The 26,208-nt window shown below is 42.0% G+C and carries 18 protein-coding genes and 1 other RNA gene; 11 read left to right on the top strand and 8 right to left on the bottom strand.

The features are described from left to right. Positions 1 to 2: 2 nt before the first annotated feature. Together EJN84_RS06635 and rnpB are read right to left on the bottom strand one after the other, a co-directional pair. Entirely contained in the window at positions 3 to 1,421 is a 1,419-nt protein-coding gene (locus EJN84_RS06635; RefSeq protein WP_129594687.1) for a YihY/virulence factor BrkB family protein, read from the bottom strand. Positions 1,422 to 1,429: 8 nt separating this feature from the next. Further along, an RNA gene (rnpB, locus tag EJN84_RS06630) (RNase P RNA component class A) lies at positions 1,430 to 1,792 on the bottom strand. A gap of 378 nt (positions 1,793 to 2,170) precedes the next feature. On the opposite strand from rnpB, the gene EJN84_RS06625 reads away from it, so the two are divergent. Continuing rightward, entirely contained in the window at positions 2,171 to 2,638 is a 468-nt protein-coding gene (locus tag EJN84_RS06625; protein ID WP_129594686.1) for a CYTH domain-containing protein, read from the top strand. Between the two features lie 9 nt (positions 2,639 to 2,647). Then, entirely contained in the window at positions 2,648 to 3,649 is a 1,002-nt protein-coding gene (locus EJN84_RS06620; RefSeq protein WP_129594685.1) for an alpha/beta fold hydrolase, read from the top strand. Between the two features lie 27 nt (positions 3,650 to 3,676). On the opposite strand, the gene EJN84_RS06615 is transcribed toward EJN84_RS06620, so the two are convergent. Beyond that, a complete protein-coding gene (locus tag EJN84_RS06615) occupies positions 3,677 to 4,696 on the bottom strand; it encodes a branched-chain amino acid aminotransferase (RefSeq protein WP_129594684.1) in 1,020 nt (339 codons plus the stop codon). A gap of 129 nt (positions 4,697 to 4,825) precedes the next feature. Here EJN84_RS06615 and dnaG point away from each other — a divergent pair, with 129 nt between their 5' ends. From dnaG to EJN84_RS06595, 4 genes are all read left to right on the top strand, one after another. Next, positions 4,826 to 6,850 (top strand): DNA primase, encoded by a 2,025-nt coding sequence (dnaG, locus tag EJN84_RS06610; RefSeq protein ID WP_129594683.1) that lies wholly within the window; start codon positions 4,826 to 4,828, stop codon positions 6,848 to 6,850. A 48-nt stretch (positions 6,851 to 6,898) separates the two neighbouring features. After that, positions 6,899 to 7,837, top strand: a complete 939-nt coding sequence (locus EJN84_RS06605; protein ID WP_129594682.1) for an ABC transporter ATP-binding protein — start codon at positions 6,899 to 6,901, stop codon at positions 7,835 to 7,837. Continuing rightward, a complete protein-coding gene (locus tag EJN84_RS06600) occupies positions 7,824 to 9,146 on the top strand; it encodes an ABC transporter permease (protein WP_129594681.1) in 1,323 nt (440 codons plus the stop codon). The genes EJN84_RS06605 and EJN84_RS06600 overlap by 14 nt, the downstream gene beginning before the upstream one ends. Before the next feature lie 487 nt (positions 9,147 to 9,633). Beyond that, positions 9,634 to 10,644 (top strand): Stealth CR1 domain-containing protein, encoded by a 1,011-nt coding sequence (locus tag EJN84_RS06595; protein ID WP_129594680.1) that lies wholly within the window; start codon positions 9,634 to 9,636, stop codon positions 10,642 to 10,644. Between the two features lie 14 nt (positions 10,645 to 10,658). Here EJN84_RS06595 and EJN84_RS06590 read toward each other — a convergent pair whose 3' ends face one another. Then, a complete protein-coding gene (locus EJN84_RS06590; protein ID WP_129756377.1) occupies positions 10,659 to 11,768 on the bottom strand; it encodes a Stealth CR1 domain-containing protein in 1,110 nt (369 codons plus the stop codon). 619 nt (positions 11,769 to 12,387) lie between these two features. On the opposite strand from EJN84_RS06590, the gene EJN84_RS06585 reads away from it, so the two are divergent. The 5 genes from EJN84_RS06585 (at position 12,388) to EJN84_RS06565 (ending at position 20,622) form a co-directional block, all read left to right on the top strand. Further along, a complete protein-coding gene (locus EJN84_RS06585) occupies positions 12,388 to 14,586 on the top strand; it encodes a RagB/SusD family nutrient uptake outer membrane protein (protein ID WP_129594679.1) in 2,199 nt (732 codons plus the stop codon). A gap of 255 nt (positions 14,587 to 14,841) precedes the next feature. Next, positions 14,842 to 16,503: an RNA-binding domain-containing protein gene (locus EJN84_RS06580; protein WP_129594678.1), complete on the top strand. Its 1,662-nt coding sequence runs from the start codon at positions 14,842 to 14,844 to the stop codon at positions 16,501 to 16,503. A gap of 479 nt (positions 16,504 to 16,982) precedes the next feature. Then, positions 16,983 to 17,867 carry a class I SAM-dependent methyltransferase gene (locus EJN84_RS06575; protein ID WP_129594677.1) on the top strand — a complete coding sequence of 295 codons (885 nt, stop codon included), beginning with the start codon at positions 16,983 to 16,985 and terminating at the stop codon, positions 17,865 to 17,867. A 686-nt stretch (positions 17,868 to 18,553) separates the two neighbouring features. Beyond that, the gene (gene dapF / locus EJN84_RS06570) at positions 18,554 to 19,387 is read left to right on the top strand and encodes a diaminopimelate epimerase (protein ID WP_129594676.1); all 834 of its coding nucleotides are present in this window, start codon (positions 18,554 to 18,556) and stop codon (positions 19,385 to 19,387) included. A 23-nt stretch (positions 19,388 to 19,410) separates the two neighbouring features. Beyond that, positions 19,411 to 20,622, top strand: a complete 1,212-nt coding sequence (locus tag EJN84_RS06565; RefSeq protein WP_129594675.1) for an LL-diaminopimelate aminotransferase — start codon at positions 19,411 to 19,413, stop codon at positions 20,620 to 20,622. A 44-nt stretch (positions 20,623 to 20,666) separates the two neighbouring features. Here EJN84_RS06565 and EJN84_RS06560 read toward each other — a convergent pair whose 3' ends face one another. From EJN84_RS06560 to EJN84_RS06545, 4 genes are read right to left on the bottom strand one after another with little or no spacing between them, the layout of a single operon-like run. Beyond that, positions 20,667 to 21,440 carry a prephenate dehydrogenase/arogenate dehydrogenase family protein gene (locus EJN84_RS06560; RefSeq protein ID WP_129594674.1) on the bottom strand — a complete coding sequence of 258 codons (774 nt, stop codon included), beginning with the start codon at positions 21,438 to 21,440 and terminating at the stop codon, positions 20,667 to 20,669. Between the two features lie 34 nt (positions 21,441 to 21,474). Then, positions 21,475 to 22,554: a bifunctional 3-deoxy-7-phosphoheptulonate synthase/chorismate mutase type II gene (locus EJN84_RS06555; protein WP_129594673.1), complete on the bottom strand. Its 1,080-nt coding sequence runs from the start codon at positions 22,552 to 22,554 to the stop codon at positions 21,475 to 21,477. Between the two features lie 13 nt (positions 22,555 to 22,567). Then, entirely contained in the window at positions 22,568 to 23,752 is a 1,185-nt protein-coding gene (locus EJN84_RS06550; protein WP_129594672.1) for a pyridoxal phosphate-dependent aminotransferase, read from the bottom strand. Then, entirely contained in the window at positions 23,721 to 24,608 is an 888-nt protein-coding gene (locus EJN84_RS06545; protein ID WP_129594671.1) for a prephenate dehydratase, read from the bottom strand. The genes EJN84_RS06550 and EJN84_RS06545 overlap by 32 nt, the downstream gene beginning before the upstream one ends. Between the last annotated feature and the right edge of the window lie 1,600 nt (positions 24,609 to 26,208).

Below are 26,208 nucleotides of genomic sequence, written 5' to 3'. Positions count from 1 at the left end.
GATTACAAATCTTTGAGTAAAACCGTTCGATTGTTTTCGTAGAAACCCTTGCGGGTTTCCATCAAGGCATTCCACTCATTATAAAACGCGACTTTATTATCCACGCGGAAATCCTCCGATCCGAACTGATCGATTTTCTTCATCAAATAATTTACCGTAATCAGGTTGATATCGAGAGCCGGCACGTATGCCATCACTTTAGGTTCTTTTTCGGAAGGTGTCGGACAAATCATTTTCATATCCTGCAAATCGTCTATAATCCTGTTCGTTAATCCGATGGGAACGCTGCAGGCTTCCGAAATCTCATCGTTGGTGAGCGCCGGTTTGTCATCCATGAAACTTTTCACGATTTCGGTCATGATCAGTAAAGTGAAGAAATCGCGATATCGACGACTGATATTGCGCGTTTCCTTATCGAAATTAAATTTCCCCACATTTTGAGCCGCAAACGACAATTCCACGCCGATAAGAATGATAAACCACGAAAGTTGTATCCACAAAAGCAACAACGGTATTGCCGCAAATGTACCGTAAATGGCATTGTATTTTGTAATCCAGATTTGTCCGCTCAAATACAGAAACTGGAAAACCTGCAAAGCAGTGCCTGCCACGAGAGCCGCAATTAACGCATTGAAGAATTTAACACGCGTATTGGGCATAAACAAATAAAGCAGCGTAAGCACCAGAACAATAATAAAATAAGGAAGAATATTGATAATTCGAGCAAAGAGAGGGCTCAAAAAATCCGCAAAATAATCGAAATAGTCGCCCGGAGAATTCAGAATCAATGAAATACCATAATTAAGAATAATCATCACCGGAATAAACAGGATAAGAGCAAAGTAATCTGTCGCACGACGCTGGATAGAACGACCTTTTTTAACTTGCCAAATCCGGTTGAAATTCTTCTCGATATCCTGAAACAAAGTAAATACCGTATAGAGCAGTAAGACCACACCGACTCCGGCGAAAACACCACTCCCCTTGGCAAATTCGAGCGAATTGTTGATAGATTCCAGAATTTGGGTCATCAAAGTGTCTTGACCAACCGACGAAGAATCAGAAGAATTTGATAATCCGAAATAGCTGAAAATTTCACTCTGAACGATGTTCTCGAATCCAAAACCTCGAGCAATAGCAAAGAGCACGGCCAAAAAAGGCACAATCGAAAGCACCGTACGATACGTAAGAGAAGCTGCCCGCGAACCCAAATCGAGTTCGGAAACATTTCGGACAGTCATGATCACTGTTTTGACCGTATTATAATAAATGCTGGTTTTTTTGGAAAGCGTTTTGGAATCTACACGCCAAATGTCATGCGTGAGAAATTCGGCAAATTCCTCCAACTGAACCCTCCATCTGGTCAGCCGAGATGGTTTGTAATTCTTGTGATCCTTATTATCAGTCTTTTTCTTAGCCATCAGACAAAAAAAGCAGTCGGTCTATAAGCCGGGTTCTGTCTCCCGACAAGTCGGGATGTCTGTCATTTATCTACGAGACGATGTCGCCATCGCTCTTTAGCGGCCTACCCCTCGGCATCGGGCGGGCAACCCTACATCTATCCGATATACACGGCCTTGCAACCCATAATGCGTACGGCATACCGCATTGCTGCGATATCCGGTGAGCTCTTACCTCACCTTTTCACCCTTATTCCGGCAAGCCGGAACGGTTGTTTTCTGTTACGCTAATCTGCTCTCGCGAACAGCTTCCCGTTAGGAAGTATGGTGCCCTGTGTTGCCCGGACTTTCCTCCCCGAACAATATTTCGGAGCGACAAACCGACCGACTGCAAATACAAATGTAATACGAAATCCACAATGTTTGTGCTAATTAACCGTTTTTTTGAAGATTGAATTACAAAGATGCATAAAATCGGGGAAAAACGACAATTCGCGTAAAACGATAATTAATATCCCGAAACAATTTATAACATTATTGAATAGAAAACAGATACGGTGCAAGTACGAGGAAAGTATGGAGCAAATACGACGGAAACCCCAGTGAAATCAGGGCCGGTATTTCAATATAAATTCACATTATCAAACATTCGATAACTTATTCGTACACGATTCAAAACGGTATCGAAAAAAACTTCCGCATTTTTCCAACACCATTTTCATTTTTCGCAACAATATTTGCTACTTTTGGAAAATCAAAAATTCCACAAAATGGCTTACGAAATAGAGCGAAAGTTTTTGGTGAAAGGAGACTTCAAATCCCATTCGTTCCGGCAGATAAAAATCAAACAGGGATATCTTTCCGTTACGGGAACCATTGTCAGGGTTCGGACGAAAGACCGGGAAGCATTCATTACCATCAAAAATGCTCCGAAAGAGGGAAGCATCACACGGCATGAGTGGGAATACGAAATTCCCGTGGACGATGCGGAAGAAATGCTCCGCTTATGCTGCGATTGCATTATCGACAAAACCCGCTATCTGGTGGGCGCGGGCAATCACATTTTTGAAGTAGATGAATTTTTTGGTTCAAATGAAGGGCTGGTCATTGCCGAAGTTGAGCTTCGGCAGGAAGACGAACCTTTCGAACGTCCCGAATGGCTTGGGGAAGAAGTTACCGGCGATGTTCGCTACTACAACTCCTACCTTTCGATACATCCCTATAAAGAATGGCAATAAATAAACATAATGAAAACAATTCTATTAACATTCATCGCAGCGACAACCCTATCGGGATGCTACCTTTTTGGTCAGAACAGCCTCATTCCTTTAGATAAAGACCTCTCCACTGTAGAATATCCTTATCCGGTGAGTTTTTTCGGCTTTCACTCTCAGAATCAACCCATGCGCATGGCATACATGGACGTAAAGCCTGAAAACTATAACGGAAAGAATATTGTTCTTTTGCACGGCAAGAATTTCAATGGAGCATACTGGCAAGAAACCATCTCTGCGCTCGCTCAAAAGGGATACCGTGTTGTGGTTCCCGATCAGGTGGGTTTTGGTAAATCCACCAAACCCGAACACTATCAATACAGTTTTCACCAGTTAGCCACCAACACGAAAAACCTTCTCGATAAGCTCGGGTTAAAAAAAGTTTCCGTGCTGGGACATTCCATGGGAGGGATGCTCGCAACGCGTTTTGCGTTGATATTCCCGGAAACTACGGAAAAACTGGTTCTGGTGAACCCTATCGGGTTGGAAGATTACCAAGCACAGGCCGCATATCAACCCATCGACGAAGGTTATCAAAACGAATTAAAAAACACGGCCGAGAGTTACAAAAAATATCAACTCACGTTTTACTACGATAACCGTTGGAAACCCGAGTACGACCGCTGGCTCAATCTGCTTGCCGGCTGGACATTGCACCCCGATTATCCCCTTGTCGCATGGAATGCAGCTCTTACGAGCGACATGATCTTCACGCAACCTGTTGTGCATGAATTCAAAAACGTGAAAGCCCCCACTCTGCTGATTATCGGGACACGAGACCGAACGGCTATCGGCAAAGACCGCGCGCCGAAAGAAATTCAGCCCACGATGGGGTTGTACAACGAATTGGGTAGGAAAACGCAACAACAGATTCCCAACGCACAATTAGTGGAACTCGACGATGTCGGACACCTCCCTCACATTGAAGCGTTTGATCGGTTCGTGACTCCCTTATTGAAATTTTTAGGCGAATAACCGACTGTCAAGCGATTTCTTTTCGTTTTATTCCACCACGGTTACCCATCCATGCACGTCGGGTTCGTCGCCATATTGGATGGCGCGAAGTTTGTGATACAGTTTTTCCGAAATCGGGCCTGCCTTGCCATCTTTGCAGTAATAATAGCTTTTATTTTCGCTGATATCGTCGATCCGTAAAATCGGACTGATGACAGCAGCCGTTCCGCAAGCCCCGGCTTCTTCAAAAGTAGCCAACTCTTCTTCGGGCACTCTGCGACGCTCCACTTTCATACCCATATCTTCGGCAAGCTGCATCAAACTTTTATTGGTAATCGAAGGCAAAATAGAGGTTGATTCGGGTGTGATGTACGTATTGTTTTTGACTCCGAAGAAATTGGCAGGGCCGCATTCATCGATATATTTTTTCTCTTTGGCATCGAGGTAAATCACTGCAGAATAGCCCATCTCATGTGCTTTTTCGCCCGAAACCAGACTGGCTGCATAATTTCCGCCCACCTTGTAAGTCCCTGTTCCGAGTGGTGCAGCACGATCATATTCACGCATAATGACCATCGGCGTCGGCTGAAATCCTTCCTTGAAGTAAGGACCAACGGGCGTCACGAAGATAAGGAACATGTATTCTTTGGAAGGCTTCACACCCACCTGAGCACTTGTCCCGATCAGAAGCGGACGAATGTAAAGCGATGCGCCACTTTCGTAAGGAGGAACAAATCGCATATTCTTTTTCACGGCAGTCAGCACCATCTCTTCGAAAAGCTCCACGGGCACTTCGGCCATCATGATTCCCCGAGACGACGATTGCAATCGCAGCGCATTGTCGCGCATACGGAAAATACGCACTTTCCCATCTTTTCCCCTGAAGGCTTTTAGACCTTCAAACGCTTCCTGTCCGTAGTGCAAACACGTAGCCGCCATGTGCAGGCTGATCATTTCGGACGATTCGATTTCAGGGTCACTCCATTTGCCGTCGCGATAATAACTCCGGACGTTGTAATCGGTTTTCATGTAGCCGAATGATAATTCCGACCAATTTATAGTATCCATTTTTTGCAAAATTTTATAGTAGCTTTAGATAGTTAGTTGCCTTAGAATTGCTTCTCGCAAAAGTACAATTTATTTTATGGAAAATGCAAAATTAACAACATAAATCCGTAATTTCGCAAGGCGAAAAAAATGATAGACCAGATAACCATAGCCCGCATACAGGATGCCGCACAAATAGTGGACGTAGTATCCGATTTCGTTACGCTTCGCAAGCGGGGCGTCAACTTCGTAGGATTGTGTCCCTTTCACGACGATCGCACGCCGTCGTTCTACGTTTCGCCGTCCAAAAACATTTGCAAATGTTTTGCCTGCGGCGAAGGCGGATCGCCCGTTCACTTCATCATGAAGTACGAACAACTCTCGTATTACGAAGCACTGAAGTATCTCGCCCGGAAATACAACATCGAAGTAGTAGAAAAAGAACTTACCGACGAGGAAAAAGCGGCACAAAACGATCGCGACAGCATGTTTATCCTCAACGAATATGCGCGCGACTATTTCGTGAAAACGCTTCACGAGCATCCCGAAGGGAAAGCCATCGGGCTGACCTATTTTCGCGAACGCGGCTTCAGGGACGACATTATCCAAAAATTTCAACTCGGATACAGCCTCGAGCAGCGCGACGCTTTTTCGACCGAAGCCCAAAAAGCCGGTTACAAGCGCGATTATCTGCTGAAAACAGGCCTTTCGGCAGGTGGCGAAAATGGGAGTCCCCTCATCGATCGTTTTCGGGGCAGAGTGATTTTCCCCGTACATACCCTTTCCGGAAAAGTTGTCGCCTTTGGCGGAAGAATCCTGAAAAAAGTTGAAAACACCGGCAAATATGTCAACTCGCCCGAAAGCGAAATATACTCCAAAAGCAACGAACTTTACGGAATATATTTCGCCAAAAACGCCATTGTCAAACAGGATAAATGTTTTTTGGTGGAAGGCTATACCGATGTGATTTCGATGCACCAGGCAGGCATCGAAAACGTGGTAGCCTCCTCGGGCACGGCGCTCACACACGGGCAGATACGAATGATTCATCGCTTTACCGAAAACATCACCGTGCTCTACGATGGCGATGCAGCCGGCATCAAAGCCGCCTTGCGCGGCATCGACCTGCTGCTCGAAGACGGCATGAACGTAAAAGTGCTGCTCCTGCCCGATGGCGAAGACCCCGACTCGTTTGCACGCAAACAGAATGCCGAGAGTTTTCAGACATACATTTCGGAGCACGAAACCGATTTCATCCGCTTCAAAACGCAACTGCTGCTCCGGGAAGTTGGCGACGACCCCATCAAGCGTGCCGGGCTGATATCGAACATCGTCCAAAGCATTTCGGTAATTCCCGATGCCATCAAGCGTTCGGTATATATTCAGGAGTGTGCGCATCAACTGGAAGTTTCGGAAAAAGTATTGATCGGTGCGGTCAACAAAATCAGGATTGCCAATTACGACAAGCGCAAGGAAGCGTCCGAAAAAAATCGTCAAACAGACATTTCGGAGGCCATTGCGCCGGCAATTGAAGAGAACACAATCGCGACTTCGCCAGCCAAAAATCCTTACGACCGTTTCGAACGTGAAATCATTCGATATATAATCAGGTACGCTACAACTCCGTTGTTCGTTCGATATAAGCTCGAAAAACGCAAAATCGGTCGAGAAATCGCCGAGGAAAAAGTTCCGATAGAAATTGGCCCGTCCGTCATCGATTTTGTGAAGTATGACTTCGAACGCGATCACATCGCATTCACCCATCCTCTTTACAGACAAATATTCGAAGAAGTGTGCGAACATTCAGCCGACGAAGATTTCGACAGTACACGCTATTTTTCCGTACATCCCAATCCGCAAATCGGCCGCTTAGCTGCCGATTTACTCAGCGACAAATACCACCTGAGCAAGATTCATGCAAAATCGATTGGCGAAGAAATAGATAGTGAAGATTCGCGTCTTGCCGAAAAAAACGATCTCGAAAATCTGGTTCCTCGTGCTACCACCGAATTGAAATATGCCTATGTCCTCGAAAAAATTAAAGACTTAAAAAAAACGATGCAATCGGCCGACTCCGACGAACTCGTTATGCTGATCACTCAATTGCAGGAACTTCAAACCATCAAAAAAGAACTGTCGAAACTACTTGGTGAAAGAATTGTTTTAAAATACTAGCCCCATCAACCGTCAAACAATCCACTCAACAACATAATAAGTCAACTCATGTTTTATTTAGAAACCCACGACATCGTCAAGCAATATGCCGAACACCTTGCACTCGACAAAGTGAGCATCGAAGTGCCACGAGGAACCATCTTCGGCCTGCTTGGGCCAAACGGCGCAGGCAAAACTACCCTCATTCGCATCATCACCCGGATTACGGCGCCCGACAGCGGCGAAGTGCTCATTGAAGGACGGCCTTCGAAAGAAGAAGACATTTACAAAATCGGCTACCTGCCCGAAGAGCGAGGCCTGTACAAAAAGATGAAAGTGGGCGAACAAGCCTTGTATCTGGCTCAACTTCGCGGCATGACAAAAGAAGAAGCCCATCGCGAATTGACAGCATGGTTTCGCCGGTTCGATATCATGGACTGGTACAACCGAAAAGTGGAAGAACTTTCGAAAGGAATGCAACAAAAAGTGCAATTCATATCGACAGTCATTCACAATCCCGATTTGCTCATCTTCGACGAGCCGTTCAGCGGATTTGACCCATTGAATGCCGAAATTGTGAAAAACGAAATGCTCCGATTGAAAGACGAAGGGAAAACCATTATTCTTTCGACGCACAATATGGAATCGGTGGAAGAGTTATGCGACAATATCGCTCTGATCAACAAATCCCGAGTCGTTTTGCATGGCAATGTATATGCCATTCGCAATGCCTACAAACAACATATCTTCAGATTCAGACTGGTAGCAGACGATTTTGATCCGGTTGATACCCGATTTGTCGTCCTGTCGAAACAAAAATATCACGAATATCTCGATGTTCGGCTACAGGCACTATCAAACACCGAAATGTCGGAAATCGTAAAAATGGTCATGAACCACTACGAAGTAGTTTCATTCGAAGAAGAGCTGCCCACGATGAACGAGGTATTTATCCAAACCGTGAAAGAAACAGAACCCGAAAAAACAATATCCTATGAATACGCTTAAATTAATCGTCGAAAAAGAATATGCCAACAGAGTACGAAAAAAAACGTTCATCCTGATGACTATCTTGATGCCGTTTCTCTTTGTGGCATTAGCCCTTTTGCCCTTGTGGCTTGCTAATCTGAAGGATTCGGGAACGAAAAAAATCGCCGTGGCGGATTATACCGGAATATATGCTTCGGAATTCCAATCAAACGAGGAATACAATTTCGAGCTCATTCATCAAAATGACACATCGGGCCTCATGCAACAACTTGGAGACGAGCTTTTCGCCATACTCACCATTACGGACGACTTAAGCAAAAACCCCAAAGCCGTTTCGCTTATTTCGGAGAAACAGGCGCCCATGGACTTGCAATCGTATATCGAAAAAACACTTTCAGCAAAAGTTACCGAGCAGCGTCTCGAAGGACTTTCGGCTTCGGCCAATGTAGATCAGGCAACGATCAGCCAAGTAAGAAAAATCGTCGAATCGAAAGACGATATTTCGCTATCCACACTCAAATGGAGCAAGAGCGGCAGCATATCCGAAACCTCCACGGCAGTAGCCTCCATCGTGGGAATGATCTTCACCTTTCTCATCTACATGTTTATCATGACCTATGGCAGTATGGTGATGCAGGCAGTGATGGAAGAAAAAAGAAGTCGAATCGTAGAGGTCATGATTTCATCCGTAAAACCGGTCAATCTGCTTGTTGGGAAAATCATCGCCATCGGGCTGGTAGGACTCACCCAACTTTTTATTTGGGGAATCATGATAGGTATTCTGATGACTTTTGGAAGTATAGCTATGGGATACTCAAACGGAAGTATGGAAATTCAGGCCGCACAGGCAGCAGCAATGAGTGGCGATTTCGATCCCACAACCATCATGACGATGCTGGCAAGTATCAATTGGTTGGAAATCTTTGTAAATTTCATCGTATATTTCATCGGAGGATACGTGCTCTATGCATCCATCTTTGCAGCGATCGGTTCGTCGGTTGACAACGAGCAAGACACGCAGCAATTCATGGTGCCTATCACGCTCCTACTGTTATTCGCCTTTTATGCCGGATTCTACAGTGTAAACAATCCGGACGGGCCGTTGGCATTTTGGTGCTCATTTATCCCTTTCACATCGCCTATCGTAATGATGGTACGCATTCCGTTCGGCATCCCATTATGGCAGAATCTGCTTGCCATCGTCATTTTGTATGGCTCTTTCCTGCTTATTTCGATGTTGGCTGCAAAAATCTATCGCGTAGGCATCCTGATGTATGGTAAAAAACCAACAATCAAGGAGATCATGAAGTGGATTCGTTACAAATAACGCAAACAAAAACCGTAATTTGAAGTAATTACTGCAACTTTTTGAGGAAGAAAAAGGAGTAACAACGTGCCTGAAATTAATCCTGTTCGATTAGATATCAACAAAATAGAACAAACACGTTTGTTTACATTTTAGAATTGAGTACTTTTGCGGTATAAATGCTGAAGGAATGAGCGTGAAATCACCGAAAAAACAGCAGGATTATTTCGTCCCTTGTCGGGTAATTTTATCGAAATGAACTACGAATTGGTTTGTTGGCTAACATGATAGGCCGGAATTATTTTGAGAAAGAGTCGGAAATTTACTATTCGGATATGGAACTTAAAAATCACAACTTCGGAAGAAGCCAAAGCAGGCGATTGGGCTTTATCAAACGCAGCAGGAGCAGAAAAACAGACGTCAGAAAAAAGATTTCCGACACCCCAAATTTTATAAACTATCCGCTTTATAACGGATTTTTTAAGGATTGACTAAAAAGGCACTGACAATGGAACAAACGTTCTCCCCTGAGATCGATTTCGTGATAACTTGGGTCGATATGAACGATCCGCAGTGGAAAGCCGATTTTGCAAAGTATTCCGGCAAGATTGACAACACGAAAAACGAGGTGTCGGAAGCCCGTTTTCGCGATTACGGTTTTCTGAAGTATTGGTTCAGAGGTGTGGAAAAATTTGCGCCTTGGGTCAGGAAGGTGCATTTCGTCACCTGTGGACAGAAGCCCGCATGGTTAAACAGGGATCATCCCAAACTCTCACTAGTGAATCATTCCGATTATATTCCCTCTCAGTATCTACCCGTGTTCAACTCTTCACTCATCGAGATCTGGCTGCATCAAATACCCGGACTGGCCGATCGTTTCGTCTATTTCAACGATGACTTCTTCATCATCAAACCCATCACGGAAGAACGTTTCTTCACCGGCGGACTGCCCAACGACATAGCTGCATTCCGTTATAACTCCGGCATTGGCCTATGGTCGAAATGTCTGAAGAACAATATCCGGATTATCAATGAACGATTTGACAAGCGTGAAGTGATGCAGCGTGATCAGGACAAATGGTTTCATCCTTCCTACGGCAAGAAAGCCAATCTGACACGGCTGCTGAAACCGTACCACAAATTTGTGACGCTCATCACACCGCACAATGCCCAACCTTACCTGAAATCGACCTTCAAAGAGGTCTGGGATTATGCCGGCGATAAACTCACAGCCGTTTCGGAGAACCGCTTTCGCAGCCCCGAAGATTACACACAGGAGTTATTCCGTACCTGGCAAATATGTAAGGGAAATTTTGAGCCATATAATACCTATCAGGACACAAAAATGTTCCCGCTTGTGTTAAAATCGAAAAAGGCCATCGATGCGATTTACAATCAGCGTTACAAGCTGATCTGTCTCAACGACAATGCCCATATCAGAAATTATGAGCAAGTGATGAAGGAACTGGAGAAAGCGTTTGATACGATTTTACCTGAAAAGTCGGGCTTTGAGTTGTAAATCCACCCATCTTCCTATTTCTCAAAGGAGGATTTATCGGGATACAGTTCTTCCAGGAAAGGCTTTATTTTCAAACGATCTTCTTCTTTCACCCGCTGATTGTCATTCAAACAAAACAAATCCGGCTGATAGGTATCTAAGTACTTCATAAAATTGCGTTTATACACATTGATGCGAATGGATTCTTTTCTTCCTACATATTTGATGTGTCCTTTCCCGACAGCCAACGCGTAATAGGAAAACGCAGAACGATGTAAATCGCCGTATGTCCTGATATGACTCTGTAACGAATTTTTTACCTGTTTTTCAAAAACATGTTCAACAGCATACCTGTAATCATTTTTTACATAAGCATCCACATTGTGATGAGGTATACCTGAGTAGAAAACGCCAAACTGTTTTTCTACTAATGCAGCTCCTTCCAACACCATAGTGATATACTGACCTAATCTTTTTCTGAACAGACGCTTTAAAGGATAATGCCATTTACCCAAAAATTTCTTTTTTAACCGTATGTAAGGTATGCCCTCTTTATCAAAAAAATAATCGGGTAACAACTTCTTGTGAAAGAACATGTCATCATTTGCAAACAGAAAGTGATCAGCGAGATCAGGAATCCGGTAGAGATAATACTCAATGACACTTGAATTAAAGCATGGAAGCGCTTCTTCGGGCAAGATCTCTTTATGGTCAACAATCTGAACTTTAGGATGATCCAGTTTCAGCCATTCAGGGTGTTGATCGTCGGTAACAATAAATATTTTCCGGACCCAGGGTACATACTTCTCTACAGATCTTAATGAATACCTTAGCTCATCGTTATTTATATAGCGACCTTTGTTATTCACCTCGGAATTGTCTGTTTTGTCAGATGTAAACCGGTCTTTTTTCTCTCTCCATTTCGGATCACTGCCATCTACCCAAAGATACACCAAATCGATATCAAATGTTTGCATATATGTACGAATAGAATAAAATGTTGAGTCCGCTCTGAAAACCTCATTTTTCAAATTGTTGAAAAATGCAGGTTCACCGGGTATCCCCTGACCTTGTTGCCGTCCTTGTTGCGGTAACGGCAATCGGCGTCGTGGGGCGACTGTTCCGACTTTTCGGAGTGGATTCAAACAAAAAATTATGCAACAAGTTTATCATTCGAACGCTATTACAAAAGTACGCATTCGCCGCCAAATTAAAGAAAGTTCTTTGACAAATTTTCAATTAGCCCAAACCTTTCGTCCTTCCCCTACGACCATCAACAAGTGGAAAAAAAGGGAAACTGCGACGATAAAAGCTCATGCTCTCAGAAGATCGTATATGCTTTAAATGAGTTGGAAGAAAGTTTGGTCGTCTCCATCAGGAAAACTATGGGATAGCCTTTCATTTTTAAACCTGAAATTTTTAAGCAAAATTCTCTTGAATTTAAAAATAAAATCATATCTTTGAAGTCTATTGAAAGTCCAAGTTCTCATAAACAACCTTGTGAAATTTGATACATACTTTTGGTCTTAATTTATTATAGGCCATGATTTACAAATTGACCGACCAATATATGACGTTTTATAATCAATATATTAGAAAAAAAAATCGTAATCAACTATCTTTCAAATTCTTTTAAATGGACAGAGGTGATTCTCTCTCAAAAAGTTGCACTATTGCTTAAGCTGATGTAATTTCATTAACCATACGAATTTTAGTTAATGTGAAAATATATCAAGTGTGATCATTTTTTAATCAGATAACGACATGAAAAAATCCACTCTTTATTTAACGTTGATTTTTTTTCTTCTTGTGGCTTCATGCTCCGATAAAGAAGATGAGGAATCGATTCCACAGAAAACGATCGTCGAAATTAAAGGAAAAGTGGAGAAAGGCCCTTTCGTTAAAGGATCGGAAGTCAAACTCTATGAACTCGATAACTCGCTCAAGCAAGCGGGTGTAAATTACACGACACGAATAATAAGCGATGAAGGCGATTTCGATTTTGGCGATTTGGAGGTATCTTCTCCTTATGTTTTGTTGACTGCTGATGGATACTATTTTAACGAAGTTGGAGGTGACCTTTCTGAAGGACGACTCTCGCTCGATGCACTTGTGGATGTGTCGAAACAGCAAGATATCAATGTAAATATTTTGACACACCTTAAAAAAGAGCGTATTCTTACCTTGATCAAGGCAGGCAAATCTTTTGAGGATGCAAACAAACAGGCTCAGCGGGAATTGCTTACCTGTTTTGCGTTACAAGAGTATGCCGATAAAGATGCGAGTACTTATTCGATAACAGCCGGCACCAATGAGGCTGCAGCCTTAATCGTTATTTCCTCTATTGTATTGACGGGCAAATCGGATGCTGAGGTTACGGAATATCTTATGAGGTTGAGTGGAGAATTTAAGAACACCGGGACTTTTTCCGATGATGTGAAGGATGAAATACGGAAAAAGAGCAGGCAATTATCTTTTGAATCGATTGAAGATCATATCATCGAACGATATCACGATCTTGGTAAAACCATAGAAGTAAAAGACTTGAGTTACTATGTGGACTGGGATGGCGATGGCATTGCCGGCAATGAATTGGGCGATCCGGATAAGGAAAGAATACTGCGTTTCGAAACCGATACGCTGCATGTGGCTGCCGCCGGAGGAAGGTATGAAGTGAAGATAGAGGCCAATATTCCTTTTTCAGACCACCCTGCTATGGTAATTTCTGAAGATAATTATTTCTCTGAATCTTTGATTAAAACCGGAAATATGAGTTATACACCATCTCTCGAGAGCGATAAGGTTGTGTTGGAAGTTGAGCCGGCAGAATCAAGAATAATGAATAATACGACCTTCACTATTTATAGTTTCGATGGCAAAAACAAAGCCGACTTGGTACTTGTGCAGGAAGGGGATCCCAATAAACCGTTGGAACTGACTCAGACCGGAAACAACATCTTGGCAGATTTTTGCACCAAAGGCAGGGATGCAATGAACAATTTTCATATTCTCGATGCTTTATACACTCAAAGTTTTTCGTATGGTTCGAAAACCGATTGGAAACCGATATATGAACATCAAGTAAACGGAAATACTTTTCTAGTTTCCGATGCTTGGACAAAAAGCTATCAAGCCATTCATTCTTTAAATCTAATAATGAAGCACATTGAAGAAGTCGAACCTTCCATGTATACTTCTTTTGCCGTACTGGAATCGATGTTTTATTACGAAATGGCCGTTTGGTGGGGTAATGTGGTATATGTAAGTCCTGGGGGTGATATAAATAGTTCCCTTCCTCAGACGAAGATAGATGAACTTTTTGTCCTTTTGGAAAGTGATCTTCAAAACGGAATTCGATTGTTACCTGCCGACAATATATCTTTTGACACAATGCAGGCTTCCTCTTACTTATTTTATTCGAACGTTGTACCCAAGGTAATTTTAGCAAAAATGTACATGTATCTTGGAGAATACGACAAGGCATATCCTTTGTTGAGGCAAATTATTCAAAGCGGCAATTATACCCTCAGCAATTCGAGGACGAATGCCTTATCTTCCGGTAGTAAAGAAATTATTTATGCATTCAGGCAAGACCCGCAAAGCGAATACAGCCAGTATATCGAATCGACGGATATTGTTCCCGCTCTTTTATATTCCGAGGTCGTCATGTCGGCCGCAGAATGTGCTTATCGCCTTGGCAATAACAGCGAAGCAGTAAATTATTACAATAAGGTGGCTGAAAGCAGAGGAGCTGCCACCATCTCCTCTACAACGGATTTCATGTCTGCCATGTTATCGTTGTGGGAAAACGAATTAAAAGGAACGGGCACCTATTTTGCTTTCCTCAAACGCAATAATTTGGCCGAAGAAGTATTGAATATTCCTGCTTATAAACAGTTGTTGCCGATTCCATGGCAAGAACTCGCCAAAAATCCCAATATTATGCAAAATCCGGGATATTAAAAGGTTTTTCGTTAGTCTGCTTCACGGGATGGTTTTGGAAGCCATCCCGTGAAGCAATGTAAAAGCGTTGACCATTGCATTCTTCCCATCTTCGTGATTTTGAAATTAAATCATACATTTGAAGTTATATATACGCTAAAGATGAGTTTCTTATATAATCTTATGAGACTTAATCATTTAAATTTGCAATTCATTATATTTTTCACTTGTAACTTTGTAAGAAAAGCTATTGAAAAAGAGAAAGTTATATAATATATGAAAGATTTATTATACAAATTGCTTCAAAACCCCACTGAAACAGAAATTTTGGAATTTAAAAAAGCTGAAAATCAGTTTGACTCGGATAAGCTGGGTAAATATTTTTCGGCATTAAGTAACGAAGCCAACCTTGCTGGAAAACCGGAAGCATGGTTGTTATTGGGAATAAATAATGAAAAAACGATTGTCGGGACAAAAATTACTCAAAAACAAATCAATACATACAAGAAAGATATTGCCGAAAACACTTCTCCTACGTTGAATTTTATTGGCGTTCATTCTGTGGAAACACCTCAAGGGAAAGTGTTAATGTTTCAAATTCCTGCTGCTCCAAACGGAATACCTATCGCATGGAAAAATATGTATTATGCAAGAGATGGCGAAAGTCTTACAGGGCTAAATATCAATAAAATTGATCGTATCAGAGCTCAACGAAATTTTTCTGATTGGAGCGCGTCCATAGTGCAGGGAGCCACAATAAGCGATTTATCTCCAGAAGCTATTCAAAAAGCACGTCAGCAATTTATCGAAAAGAATCCGAAGCTACGAGAAGAAATTATGAACTGGGACGAGTTGACTTTTCTAAACAAAGCCAAACTTACAATTAACAATAAAATAACCAGAACCGCAATTTTACTACTCGGAAAACCGGAATCCGACCATTTTTTAAATCCTGCATCATCAAAAATTACATGGATCTTAAAGGATAAGAATAATATTGAGAAAGATTATGAGCATTTCTTTTGTCCACTATTAATTGAAGTGGAACATGTTTATGCTAAAATACGAAATCTCAAGTATCGTTATATGAAAGCCGATACGCTGTTCCCTGACGAGGTTGATCAGTTTCATCCTTACATTATTCGCGAAGCATTGAATAATTGCATTGCACATCAAGATTACACATTAGGCGGAAAAATCAATGTCGTCGAAAATGAAGATGGTTTTCTGACTTTCAGCAATGTGGGACATTTTATTCCTGACTCTATAGAATCTGTTATTAAGGCAAATGCTCCTGAGGTAAGGTACCGTAATCCTTTTTTAGCCAATGCAATGGTAAATCTAAATATGATAGACACTATCGGCAGCGGAATAAAAAAGATGTTTCTCATTCAAAAAAATAAATTCTTTCCACTTCCTGATTATGCTCTTGAAAATGAAAAAGTAACCGTTACCATAACCGGTAAAGTGTTGGATATAAAGTATGCTCAAAAGCTGGCGCAGATGCCAGATTTATCTCTTGAAGACATCATGCTGATAGATAAAGTACAAAAGAAAAAGCCTTTAACCCCTGATGAAATTAAATATTTAAAGAGTAAATCACTGATTGAAGGACGAAAACCTAATTTTTTTATTTCATCCAAAGTGGCAGGTATAACGGAAGAAAAAGCAAAATATATTCAACAACGAGGATTCAAAGACAACCACTACAAATCTATGATACTTGAATTTATTTCAAAATATGGTAAAGCATCCAAAAAGGATATTAATAACCTGATAATTGACATATTACCATCCGTACTGAGTCAGAAACAAAAAGAAAATAAGGTAAGAAACATCGTATATTCTATGTCGAAGAAAGATAAGAGTATTTTCAATAAGGGAACCAGTCGAAATCCGATATGGGTGTCGAGTTTATCTAAAAATGAGAATAAATAATGAGATAGATATACAATTAGATAAACATCTATCGTAAACTATATATTATCAGATAGTTATATAAAAAATCAGATAAATAATTAGATGTTGTATTTCTACAAATTACTAGTTGGAATTCATAAAAAATCACTAATTTTGCGCTGTGAAAAGAATACAGAGGTTTAGAAGAATAAGTTTCAATTACATTCTCTATGAATTTCATGCGGAGATAAAGTATAAGATTTTTCGGCGATCTCTTTCCATTGAATGAAGAAAGCAACGGCAAGCATCAAGCATTTGTATTTCATTTTGGTGTACCCGACGACATGGAACAAACCCTCGATGGGTTCGTGGAAGTTAGTAGTTGAAATTCCGTAAGGGTTTAGGGGAATTGAAATTTGAAAATAAAGAAACAATCAAAATAAAAATCAAAAAGACGACTTTGGTGAAAATTCGAAATGCAACTACACAGTATAAATTTTTTTTAAACAAAACAATGTATGAATAACTTTGCCATCCATCTTTATAACATATTCGTTCCTAAGCATTTCAAAAAAAAAATCCAAAAAAATAAATTGCGACGTTCAATTTTTGAATACTATGATAATCATCCCGAAGTGTTGTCTCCTGAAATTGAAAAGATCTTAGATTATTTGAAAACTCATTCTCCTGTATTTATTCCTTATCCTTTTCAAGATCAATATCATGACAGAAATATTAAAGTTTTTAAAAACAGTGAAAATGGGTTGAAATATGTTTTACAAGATGGCAAGAAATTATACTTCAAAAGAAAATGGGGGAAAAAAAGAATTCAACGGGCTTACAAATCATTATTGAAAGAACAAGACCTACAAAGCCCCCATAGGTATTCAAATGAACAATTTCAATTTGACGAAGGATTTATACTTATTGACGCCGGAACAGCGGAAGGCAATTTTGCATTAAGTCAAATCGAAAAAGCCTCAAAAGTTATTCTATTCGAACCAGATGCCGAATGGATAGAACCTTTAAACGCCACATTTGCTCCATGGAAACAAAAAATTACCATTATAAATAAGTTTGTTGGAGACAGTGAAGATTCAAACCAAACCACAATCGACAAAACTATTTCTTCCGGAGATACAGGTATATTTCTGAAGGCGGACGTCGAGGGATGGGAACTCAAAATGCTTAGTGGAGCTACAAAACTTCTGTCTGAGCAAAGACCTTTAAAAATAGCCCTCTGTACTTATCATAAAGAACAGGATGAGAAGGAATTATCCGAATTTTTAGCAAAATATGATTTCAAAATTTCTTTTTCGGATGGATATCTGCTATTCTTTCATGATAAAAATTTGAAACCACCTTATTTTCGACGAGGTCTGATTCGGGCAAACAAACAATAAGCTTCTCCATAAAAATACTAAAGGAAAATCTGTGATCTTGCGAACAAACGAAGCAAAACGCAAGATGGATGCCGCGCAATAAAAAATTTCTCCTTCAGACCGAAAGCGGGTAGGTCCTGCGATATCGTCCGACTTGGCAGACTGCGGATCGAGATACGGTTTCATTTTAGCCTGATGTTTGGGGTCATTGCCATCCACCCGGGCTATTACAACATCGATGTCGGCCGGCGTTTTTATTGGCGATTGAGGGCAGGAACAATGATTCATTGATTTGATGATTTAATGATGAGGTGATTATATGAGTTTGAACGTTTATAAAGTGATCGCAGAGAATCAGCGTAAATCAGCGAGAAAAAATTCAGAAAAGGAGTTCTCGCAAATCATCGCAGATGTTCGACGCAGATGATCGCAGAAAAAACACGAAGATCGGTGAGCGCAGACTGTTTTGGTGCGACCAGGCCTTTTGCTGCAAAGATTTCGGGGCTCTGCACGTGCGAGAGCGCTATCAGCTGTTTCCATCAACGAATCGTCAAATCTCTAAATCGTTAAAACATCAAATCTCCTACCACCAACCTCTACCCTCCAACCACCACCTCTCACTTTTAACTTTCTACTTTCTACTTTCTACTTTCCAACCAAAAAGCATTACTTTTGCATCGGAAAAAGAAAAAAGTTATCAATTCAGGATGAAATTCACCAAAATGCAAGGGACAGGCAACGATTACATCTATTTCAACCTGTTCGAAGAACAAATAAGCGATCCCTCATCGCTCGCCATACAGTTGAGCGACAGACATTTCGGCATTGGTGGGGACGGAATTGTGCTCATCGGCCCATCCGACACGGGCGATTTCTCGATGCGCATGTTCAATGCCGACGGCAGCGAAGCCCAAATGTGCGGAAACGCTTCGCGATGCGTAGGCAAATATCTGTACGACAAACATATGACACGTAAAAAAGAAATCGCACTGAGCACAAAATCCGGAATCAAGCATTTGCAGTTGCACATCGATCCCGAAACCGACACGGTGAAAACCGTCCGCGTAAATATGGGATCGGCAACTACCGAGTCCGCCCGCATTCCGGTAGTTTCGGCATTGCCGGAAGTAATCGATCAGCCGCTGACCATCGATGGAGATACCTATCGGATAACGTGTGTATCCATGGGAAATCCCCATACCGTAATTTTCACGACAGGCATCGATGGCATGAAAATAGAGGAAATCGGCCCGAAAATCGAAAATCATCCCATCTTCCCCGAACGCACCAATGTGGAATTTATCGAGATCATCGATCGTGATACACTAAAAATGCGCGTCTGGGAGCGCGGAAGCGGCGAGACGCTTGCCTGTGGCACAGGAGCTTGCGCGGCAACCGTAGCCGGCGTCATCAACAATCGTTGTAACAGCAACGTTACGGTCAGGTTGAAAGGAGGCGACCTCCAAATTGAATGGGATCAAAGCAACAATCAGGTCTATTTGACGGGCGATGCACATTTCGTATTCGAAGGAGAAATTTAACAAAAAGAATCAACTCAGAATTTATGTTTTCCGTCAACGAGAATTTTTTACTGCTGAACGAAAGCTATCTTTTCAGTACCATATCCAAAAAAGTTGCACAATTTACGGCAACGCATCCCGATGCCAACATCATTCGTCTTGGCATCGGCGACGTAACCCAACCCCTCACCCCATCGGTAATTTCGGCCATACACAAGGCAGTGGACGAAATGGCCGTAAAAGAAACCTTCCGCGGTTACGGGCCGGAACAGGGCTACGATTTTTTGCTGGAAGCCATTGCCGAGAACGATTTTAAGGCATTCGGAATCGACATCTCTCCTTCCGAAATTTTTGTGAGCGACGGTGCGAAAAGCGATGTGGGAAACATTGTCGATATTTTGGGACGAAACAATAAGGTGGCGGTTACCGATCCGGTATATCCCGTGTATGTGGATACTAATCTGATGAATCTGGCTGATCGTGATCAACTTATCATGCTTCCCTGCACAGCCGAAAATGATTTTTTACCCCAATTGCCTTCCGAAAAAGTGGACGTGATTTACCTTTGCTATCCCAACAATCCGACCGGAACGGTAATGAAAAAAGAAGAGCTGAAACGATGGGTTGATTATGCTTTGGAAAATCAAAGCCTTATTCTTTTCGATGCCGCATACGAAGCCTATATTACCGAAAAGGACATTCCGCACAGCATCTACGAAATAGAAGGTGCCCAAATGTGCGCCATCGAGTTTCGATCCTATTCAAAAAACGCAGGGTTTACCGGCGTGCGGTGCAGCTACACGGTTGTTCCGGAAGCGCTGAAAGTCAAGTCGTCCAACGGCATCGAGATAAAACTTAACCGGTTATGGTTTCGCCGTCAATCGACCAAATTCAATGGCACGGCCTACATCGTTCAGCGAGCAGCCGAAGCTATCTATTCATCGGAAGGGAAAAAAGAAATTCGCGGACTTGTAGATTATTACATGGAAAATGCGAAAACCATTCGCGAAGCGCTCACGCAAAAAGGCTGGACTGTTTTCGGAGGCACAAATTCGCCCTATATCTGGCTGAAATGCCCAAATACGGACGATTCGTGGCAATTTTTCGATCAGCTGCTTACGGAATGCCATATCGTGGGCACTCCGGGACAGGGATTCGGTGCCTGCGGTGAAGGATTTTTCCGCCTGACAGCATTCAACACTCACGAAAAGACGCGCGAAGCAATGGAACGCATTCTCGCATGGAATATCGGTTAAATGCCGATACTCCGCGCGAGTAAATTCTTGTGCAGCAGAATGTTTTATTCTATATTTTTTCTTACCTGCGTAAGAAAAGCTTTCATTTTTTCGCTATCCTTCGCTTCGATAATGCCGAGCAATTCTTTCAGTTTTTCGCGAATTTGCATCAATTGTGCAGGGGTGTAGGGATTGAACAGAATTTCGGTTAACAGAAAATCGTCCTCCGACAACAATCCGCGAGCAATATTCATGTGTTTTTTGAAAGTAGTTCCGGGAGCTTCCTGATGCTTCATTACCGAAGCAAACACCAACGTAGAGGCAAACGGAATTGAAAGCGAATAGGCAATGGTTTTGTCGTGTTCATCAAACGAATATTCGCAAATATTGAGTTTCAGTTTCGAATATAAATCTCTGAAAAACACCTTTCCCAAATGCGACGACTCCTTGATAATAATTGCATTTTCGGAACTTAAATCGCCCAAGCTGGCGAAGGTGGGGCCAAACATGGGATGCGAAGAAACAAAAGGATGTTTCGAATCGCGATAAAACGCATCCAGCCCGGTTTTCACGGAGGCGATATCGCTCAGGATGCATGCCTCGGATATATACGGCAGAATATTATGAAACGCATCGAGTGTATATTTCAGCGTTACGGCATTAATCACCATTTCAGGGGCGAAATCCCGAACTTCTTCCGGATTAGACATTCGGACGGTGTTATACGTAAAGCGCAATTTCTGCGGATCGGTATCGAGGATCGCGACTTCGTGATCGAAACTGAGCACATCGGCAAAAAACGATCCCATTTTGCCGGCTCCAAGAATCAATATCTTCATTTCAAACTATTTAAAAAAATAAGGAAACTCTGTCTCAACGATTGTTTTTCCCTGCCTTTTCCATGATTTCGAGCTGTTGACGCACCGATTCCTCGTGCGTAGCTTCCAGAATTTTGACAACAAACTCCTCCGACATTCCAAGACGGGAAGCCTGACGGGCACGATCGGTCAGAATATCGTCATAACGGCGTGTCTGCAAAACCGCCATATCGTGTTCGAGTTTATACTGCCCGATTTCGCGCGAAACACGCATACGTTTCGATAACAACTCAAGCATCTGATTATCGATCTCATCTATTTGCTGGCGCAAAGCCGAAAGATCTTCCGTCGTTTGTCCTTTTTCACGAATTACCAACGAACTCAGAATTTCCGCGAGCGTTTTTGGCGTAATTTGCTGATCCTTATCGCTCCAGGCCTCATCAGGAGTGCAATGCGACTCGATGATCAGTCCGTAAAAATTCAAATCCATTGCCTGTTGACTCAGTTTGAAAATCATATCGCGACGTCCGCCCATGTGGCTTGGATCGCAAATGACAGGCAATTCGGGAAAACGTCGCTGCAACTCGATGGGAATATGCCATTGAGGCATATTTCGATATATGCTTTTATCCGAGGAGCTGAACCCACGATGAATAGCGCCCAACCGAGTAATACCGACGTTATACAGTCGTTCCAGCGCACCAATCCAAAGCTCCAAATCGGGATTTACGGGATTCTTAATCAGAACCGGGATGTCGGTTCCACGCAACGTATCGGCAATTTCCTGCACCGCAAACGGATTGGCAGTTGTTCGAGCTCCGATCCAAAGCATATCAACGCCATATTTCAATGCCTCGTACACATGTTTTTCGGTAGCCACTTCAACGGCAGTGTACATTCCGGTTTCGCGTTTCACACGCTGAAGCCATTTCAGAGCAGGACTCCCAACGCCCTCGAAGCCACCCGGTTTGGTGCGTGGTTTCCAAACACCTGCCCGAAAAACCTTTATGCCCCGATTTGCTAAATCGATGGCCGTTGCCATCACTTGCTCCTCCGTTTCGGCGCTACATGGCCCCGATATCACAAACGGACGTTTGTCCTCGATACCGGGCAATAAAATTGATGAAAATTCCATATCTTTTTCCGTTTTATTTGTCTTTTTTGTTGAGATAAGTTTCGATTCGACGATAAGCCTCTTCCATTCTTTCTTTGGAAACTCCAAGTGAAATGCGGATATATCGACTGCCATTGCTTCCGAAAATAAATCCCGGCGTAATAAAAACGTGAGCATTACGCAAAATATCGTTAATCAATTGCTCGCTGCTCGCCTCATCATCCTTCATTTTTGCCCAAAGAAAAAGACCAACCTGATTTTTATCGTATGTGCAGCCGAGCAAATCCATAATGCGTTCGGCCACTACACGCCGTTCGGCATAAAGCTTGTTCATCCGCACATACCATTCGGGGGGATTTCCGAGAGCGGCAATAGTAGCCACCTGCATGGGTTTGAACTGTCCATTGTCTATATTGCTTTTTTCGCGCAAAATCCATTTCACGAATTGCGGATTCGATGCAAGCATTCCCATACGCCAACCGGGCATATTGTGTGACTTACTCATCGAATTGAGTTCGATACAAATATCTTTTGCGCCGTCGGCAGATAAAATACTCTCGGGATGTTCGTTGAGGATAAAACTGTAAGGATTGTCGTGGCAAATGATGATTTGATGTTTTTTACCAAAAGCGACAAGTCTTTCGAAAAGCTGTGGCGAAGCGCTTGCACCGGTAGGCATGTTGGGATAATTGACCCACATGAGTTTTACATTCGAAAGATCCAACCGTTCGAGCGCATCGAAATCGGGCTGCCAATGATTGTTTTCCATCAAATCATAATGAATGACATTCGCACCTACAAGTTCAGATACCGAAGTGTAAGTAGGATAACCGGGATTTGGCACCAACACACCATCACCCGGATTGAGAAACGTGAGCGATATATGCAGAATGCCTTCTTTGGAACCGATCAGCGGCAGTATTTCGTCCGTTGTAAGATCGACATGAAAATAGCGCTTGTACCAATCGGCAAAAGCCTGCCGTAGAGCAGGAAGTCCGTTATAGGACTGATAACCGTGCGCATCGGGTTGATGTGCGCTTTCGCACAGCGCTTCAATGGTGGCTTCTGATGGTGGCTGATCGGGACTTCCGACGGCCAAGTTGATGACATCCATACCTTGCGCATTCATCTGTGCCACTTCGGCCAATTTCACTGAAAAATAGTATTCCGATATTTTTTTTACATTTTCAGACGGTTCGATTCGCTTCGACATGTTCATAATTTGTGTTATTATTCATATTATATTTTGCTTCCCGATATTCGCCCAAAACTTTCAGATCGCCGATAAGCGGCATGATAGCATCGAGCGACTGACGATATCGTTCGTAATCGGAAAAGGTGAGATCGATATAAAACTGATATTCCCATTCGCGCCCGATGATGGGAAGCGATTGAATGCGGGTGAGATTGATTCCGTAAAACGAAAGTACGGACAACACTTGCGAAAGACTTCCTTCTTTGTGCGGAAGAACAAAAACGAGCGACGACTTATTGATATGATTGTCTTTTTGCACTTCGGGCAACATTTCGGGTCGGGCGAGGATAAGGAATCGAGTGAAGTTACGCTTGTTGGTCTCTATGCCTGTGGCGAGAGGTTCAAGTCCATACATCTCTGCCGCCAGGCTGCTGCAAATGGCGGCTACTCCACGCAATTGACGATCGTGAATCTCTTTGGCCGCCAAAGCCGTATCTTCATGTTCTACGATTTTGACGTGCGGAAGCCCTTCCAAGTAATCTTCGCATTGCATCAGTGCAATGGGATGCGACATCACTTCCCTCATATCATCGATCGATTGTCCGGGTAGGGCTGCCAACGTATGAGAAATGCGTAGTTTGTATTCACCTGCAATTTGCAGATCGCTCATCTTCAGCAAATCATGATTTGGAAGCAAACTCCCTGCAATCGTATTTTCGATAGCCATAATTCCAATAAGCGCAGGATCTTTTTTGGCTTCTTCGAAAATATCGCGAAACGTGACGCATTCCACGATTTCCAATTCTTCCCCTTCGAAATAACGGCGGGCAGCGATTTCGTGATATGCACCCGTTCCACCCTGAATTGCTACTCTTTTCATAAATATTTTATACCATGTATATTTAAAAAAAAATCCCATCGTATCGGCGACAGGATTTTATGAACTTAATATGATTGTTTAGTATTTTTTCTTCATTTTTGCCTATAAAATCCCGCTCCTACTTGCTAAAGTAAAAGTAAAAAAAGAAAGAATAGGCAAAACTTGAGTGTTTCATTTTGTTCGTTTTCGATGAAATGACGCTACAAAAGTAATATTTTTTTGAATAAAAAAATCAAATCGAGAAAAAAATGTGGTTGATTTCACAAATAATAGGTTTAAAGTAAAAGAGCCTTTCGGTATATAGCCGAAATGTTATCGAATTCACCGATTCAACTTCTATCCAAAGTTCGATGGACAGCATATTGGGATAGGCTGACCCCTCGACACAACAATTTATTTCAACTACAAAACTTATCTCTTTTTCGATTTATGACAAATTTTTGGCGAAAGGTATATGGGGCTTATATGGAGTTGACTGGGAGTTGACTGGGAGTTGACTGGGAGTTGACTGGGAGTTGACTGGGAGTTGCACCGTAATTGCCTTAAAAGAAGAAAAATAGCAAACTTGATGTAAGCTTTCACTAACTATTTAACTGAATAAAAAAAAAATTTGCCACATTTAGGAGAAAATTTTAGTTTCGTCTCTTATTAGCATAGTGGAAGTTGAGAAATCAGAAATGACCGATTCGATGATTTAGTGATTTTCCGATGAATTCTTTATGAAAATAGTCAAAGACAATGCACGGGGAGTTACGATAATTTTGCCCATTACAAAACCAACTTCGTTTCTTTTCGTCTTCGTGGCAAATAATAGCCGCTAAGGCTCTAAGACTCAAAGTACGGGCAAAAAATTTTTCGCCCCTATTTCCCATTCTCCATTCTCCAACCTCCATTTTTAGCCTTTCACTTTTCACTTCCCATTTCTCTTGAAAGTTCACGCAGATCATCGCAGAAAAAACTTCAATCAGCAAGAAAAAGTTCAGAAAAAGATTTCAAGCAGATATCCGCAGATAATTTTGTAATGATTCACGGTAAATTCTTAGGTCTTAATTCCTATTTCTTCATTTCTCAATTTCTCACTTCCCATTTCTCACGTTCAACTTACTATCGCAAGATTTCTATCATGCGATCATCCCCGCACCCGCCGGCGTAAGTAATTACTTGTGCAGTTTCTTATTAGTGGTACAGACAAAATGTCTCACAAGCGCAAATAATAAACAGAATCGAAATTCGTAATTCCAATCTTTGCATATTTCCTGTTCGCATTGTTTTTATTTGAGCATATTCGCCAACATTTGTCTCGAATTATGAACTTTTGCATACCAAACATGTTAAAATCGTACGGATATGATTCCAATTTGTAAAAAGGTTATATATTTGCACATGTTTTAGGTGTTTTTGTACATAGAGAAGAGATCAGTTTTACCGAATGTTAAAAGTGGGGATAGCCTTTGGCGGTCTTTTAGCATCGCAATAATAAATGAAAGTGTATTTTTTACTCATTATTGATAAAAAATTGCAACCTGAAACGAAAAAAAAGTTATGAAAAAATACTCGGTATGTAATTTTAATATATATTTGCGATGTCATACATAGTCTG

Origin of the sequence: Seramator thermalis (assembly GCF_004138125.1) — a bacterium.
GTDB lineage: Bacteria > Bacteroidota > Bacteroidia > Bacteroidales > Dysgonomonadaceae > Seramator > Seramator thermalis.
This window is presented reverse-complemented; position numbering and strand designations above follow the sequence as displayed.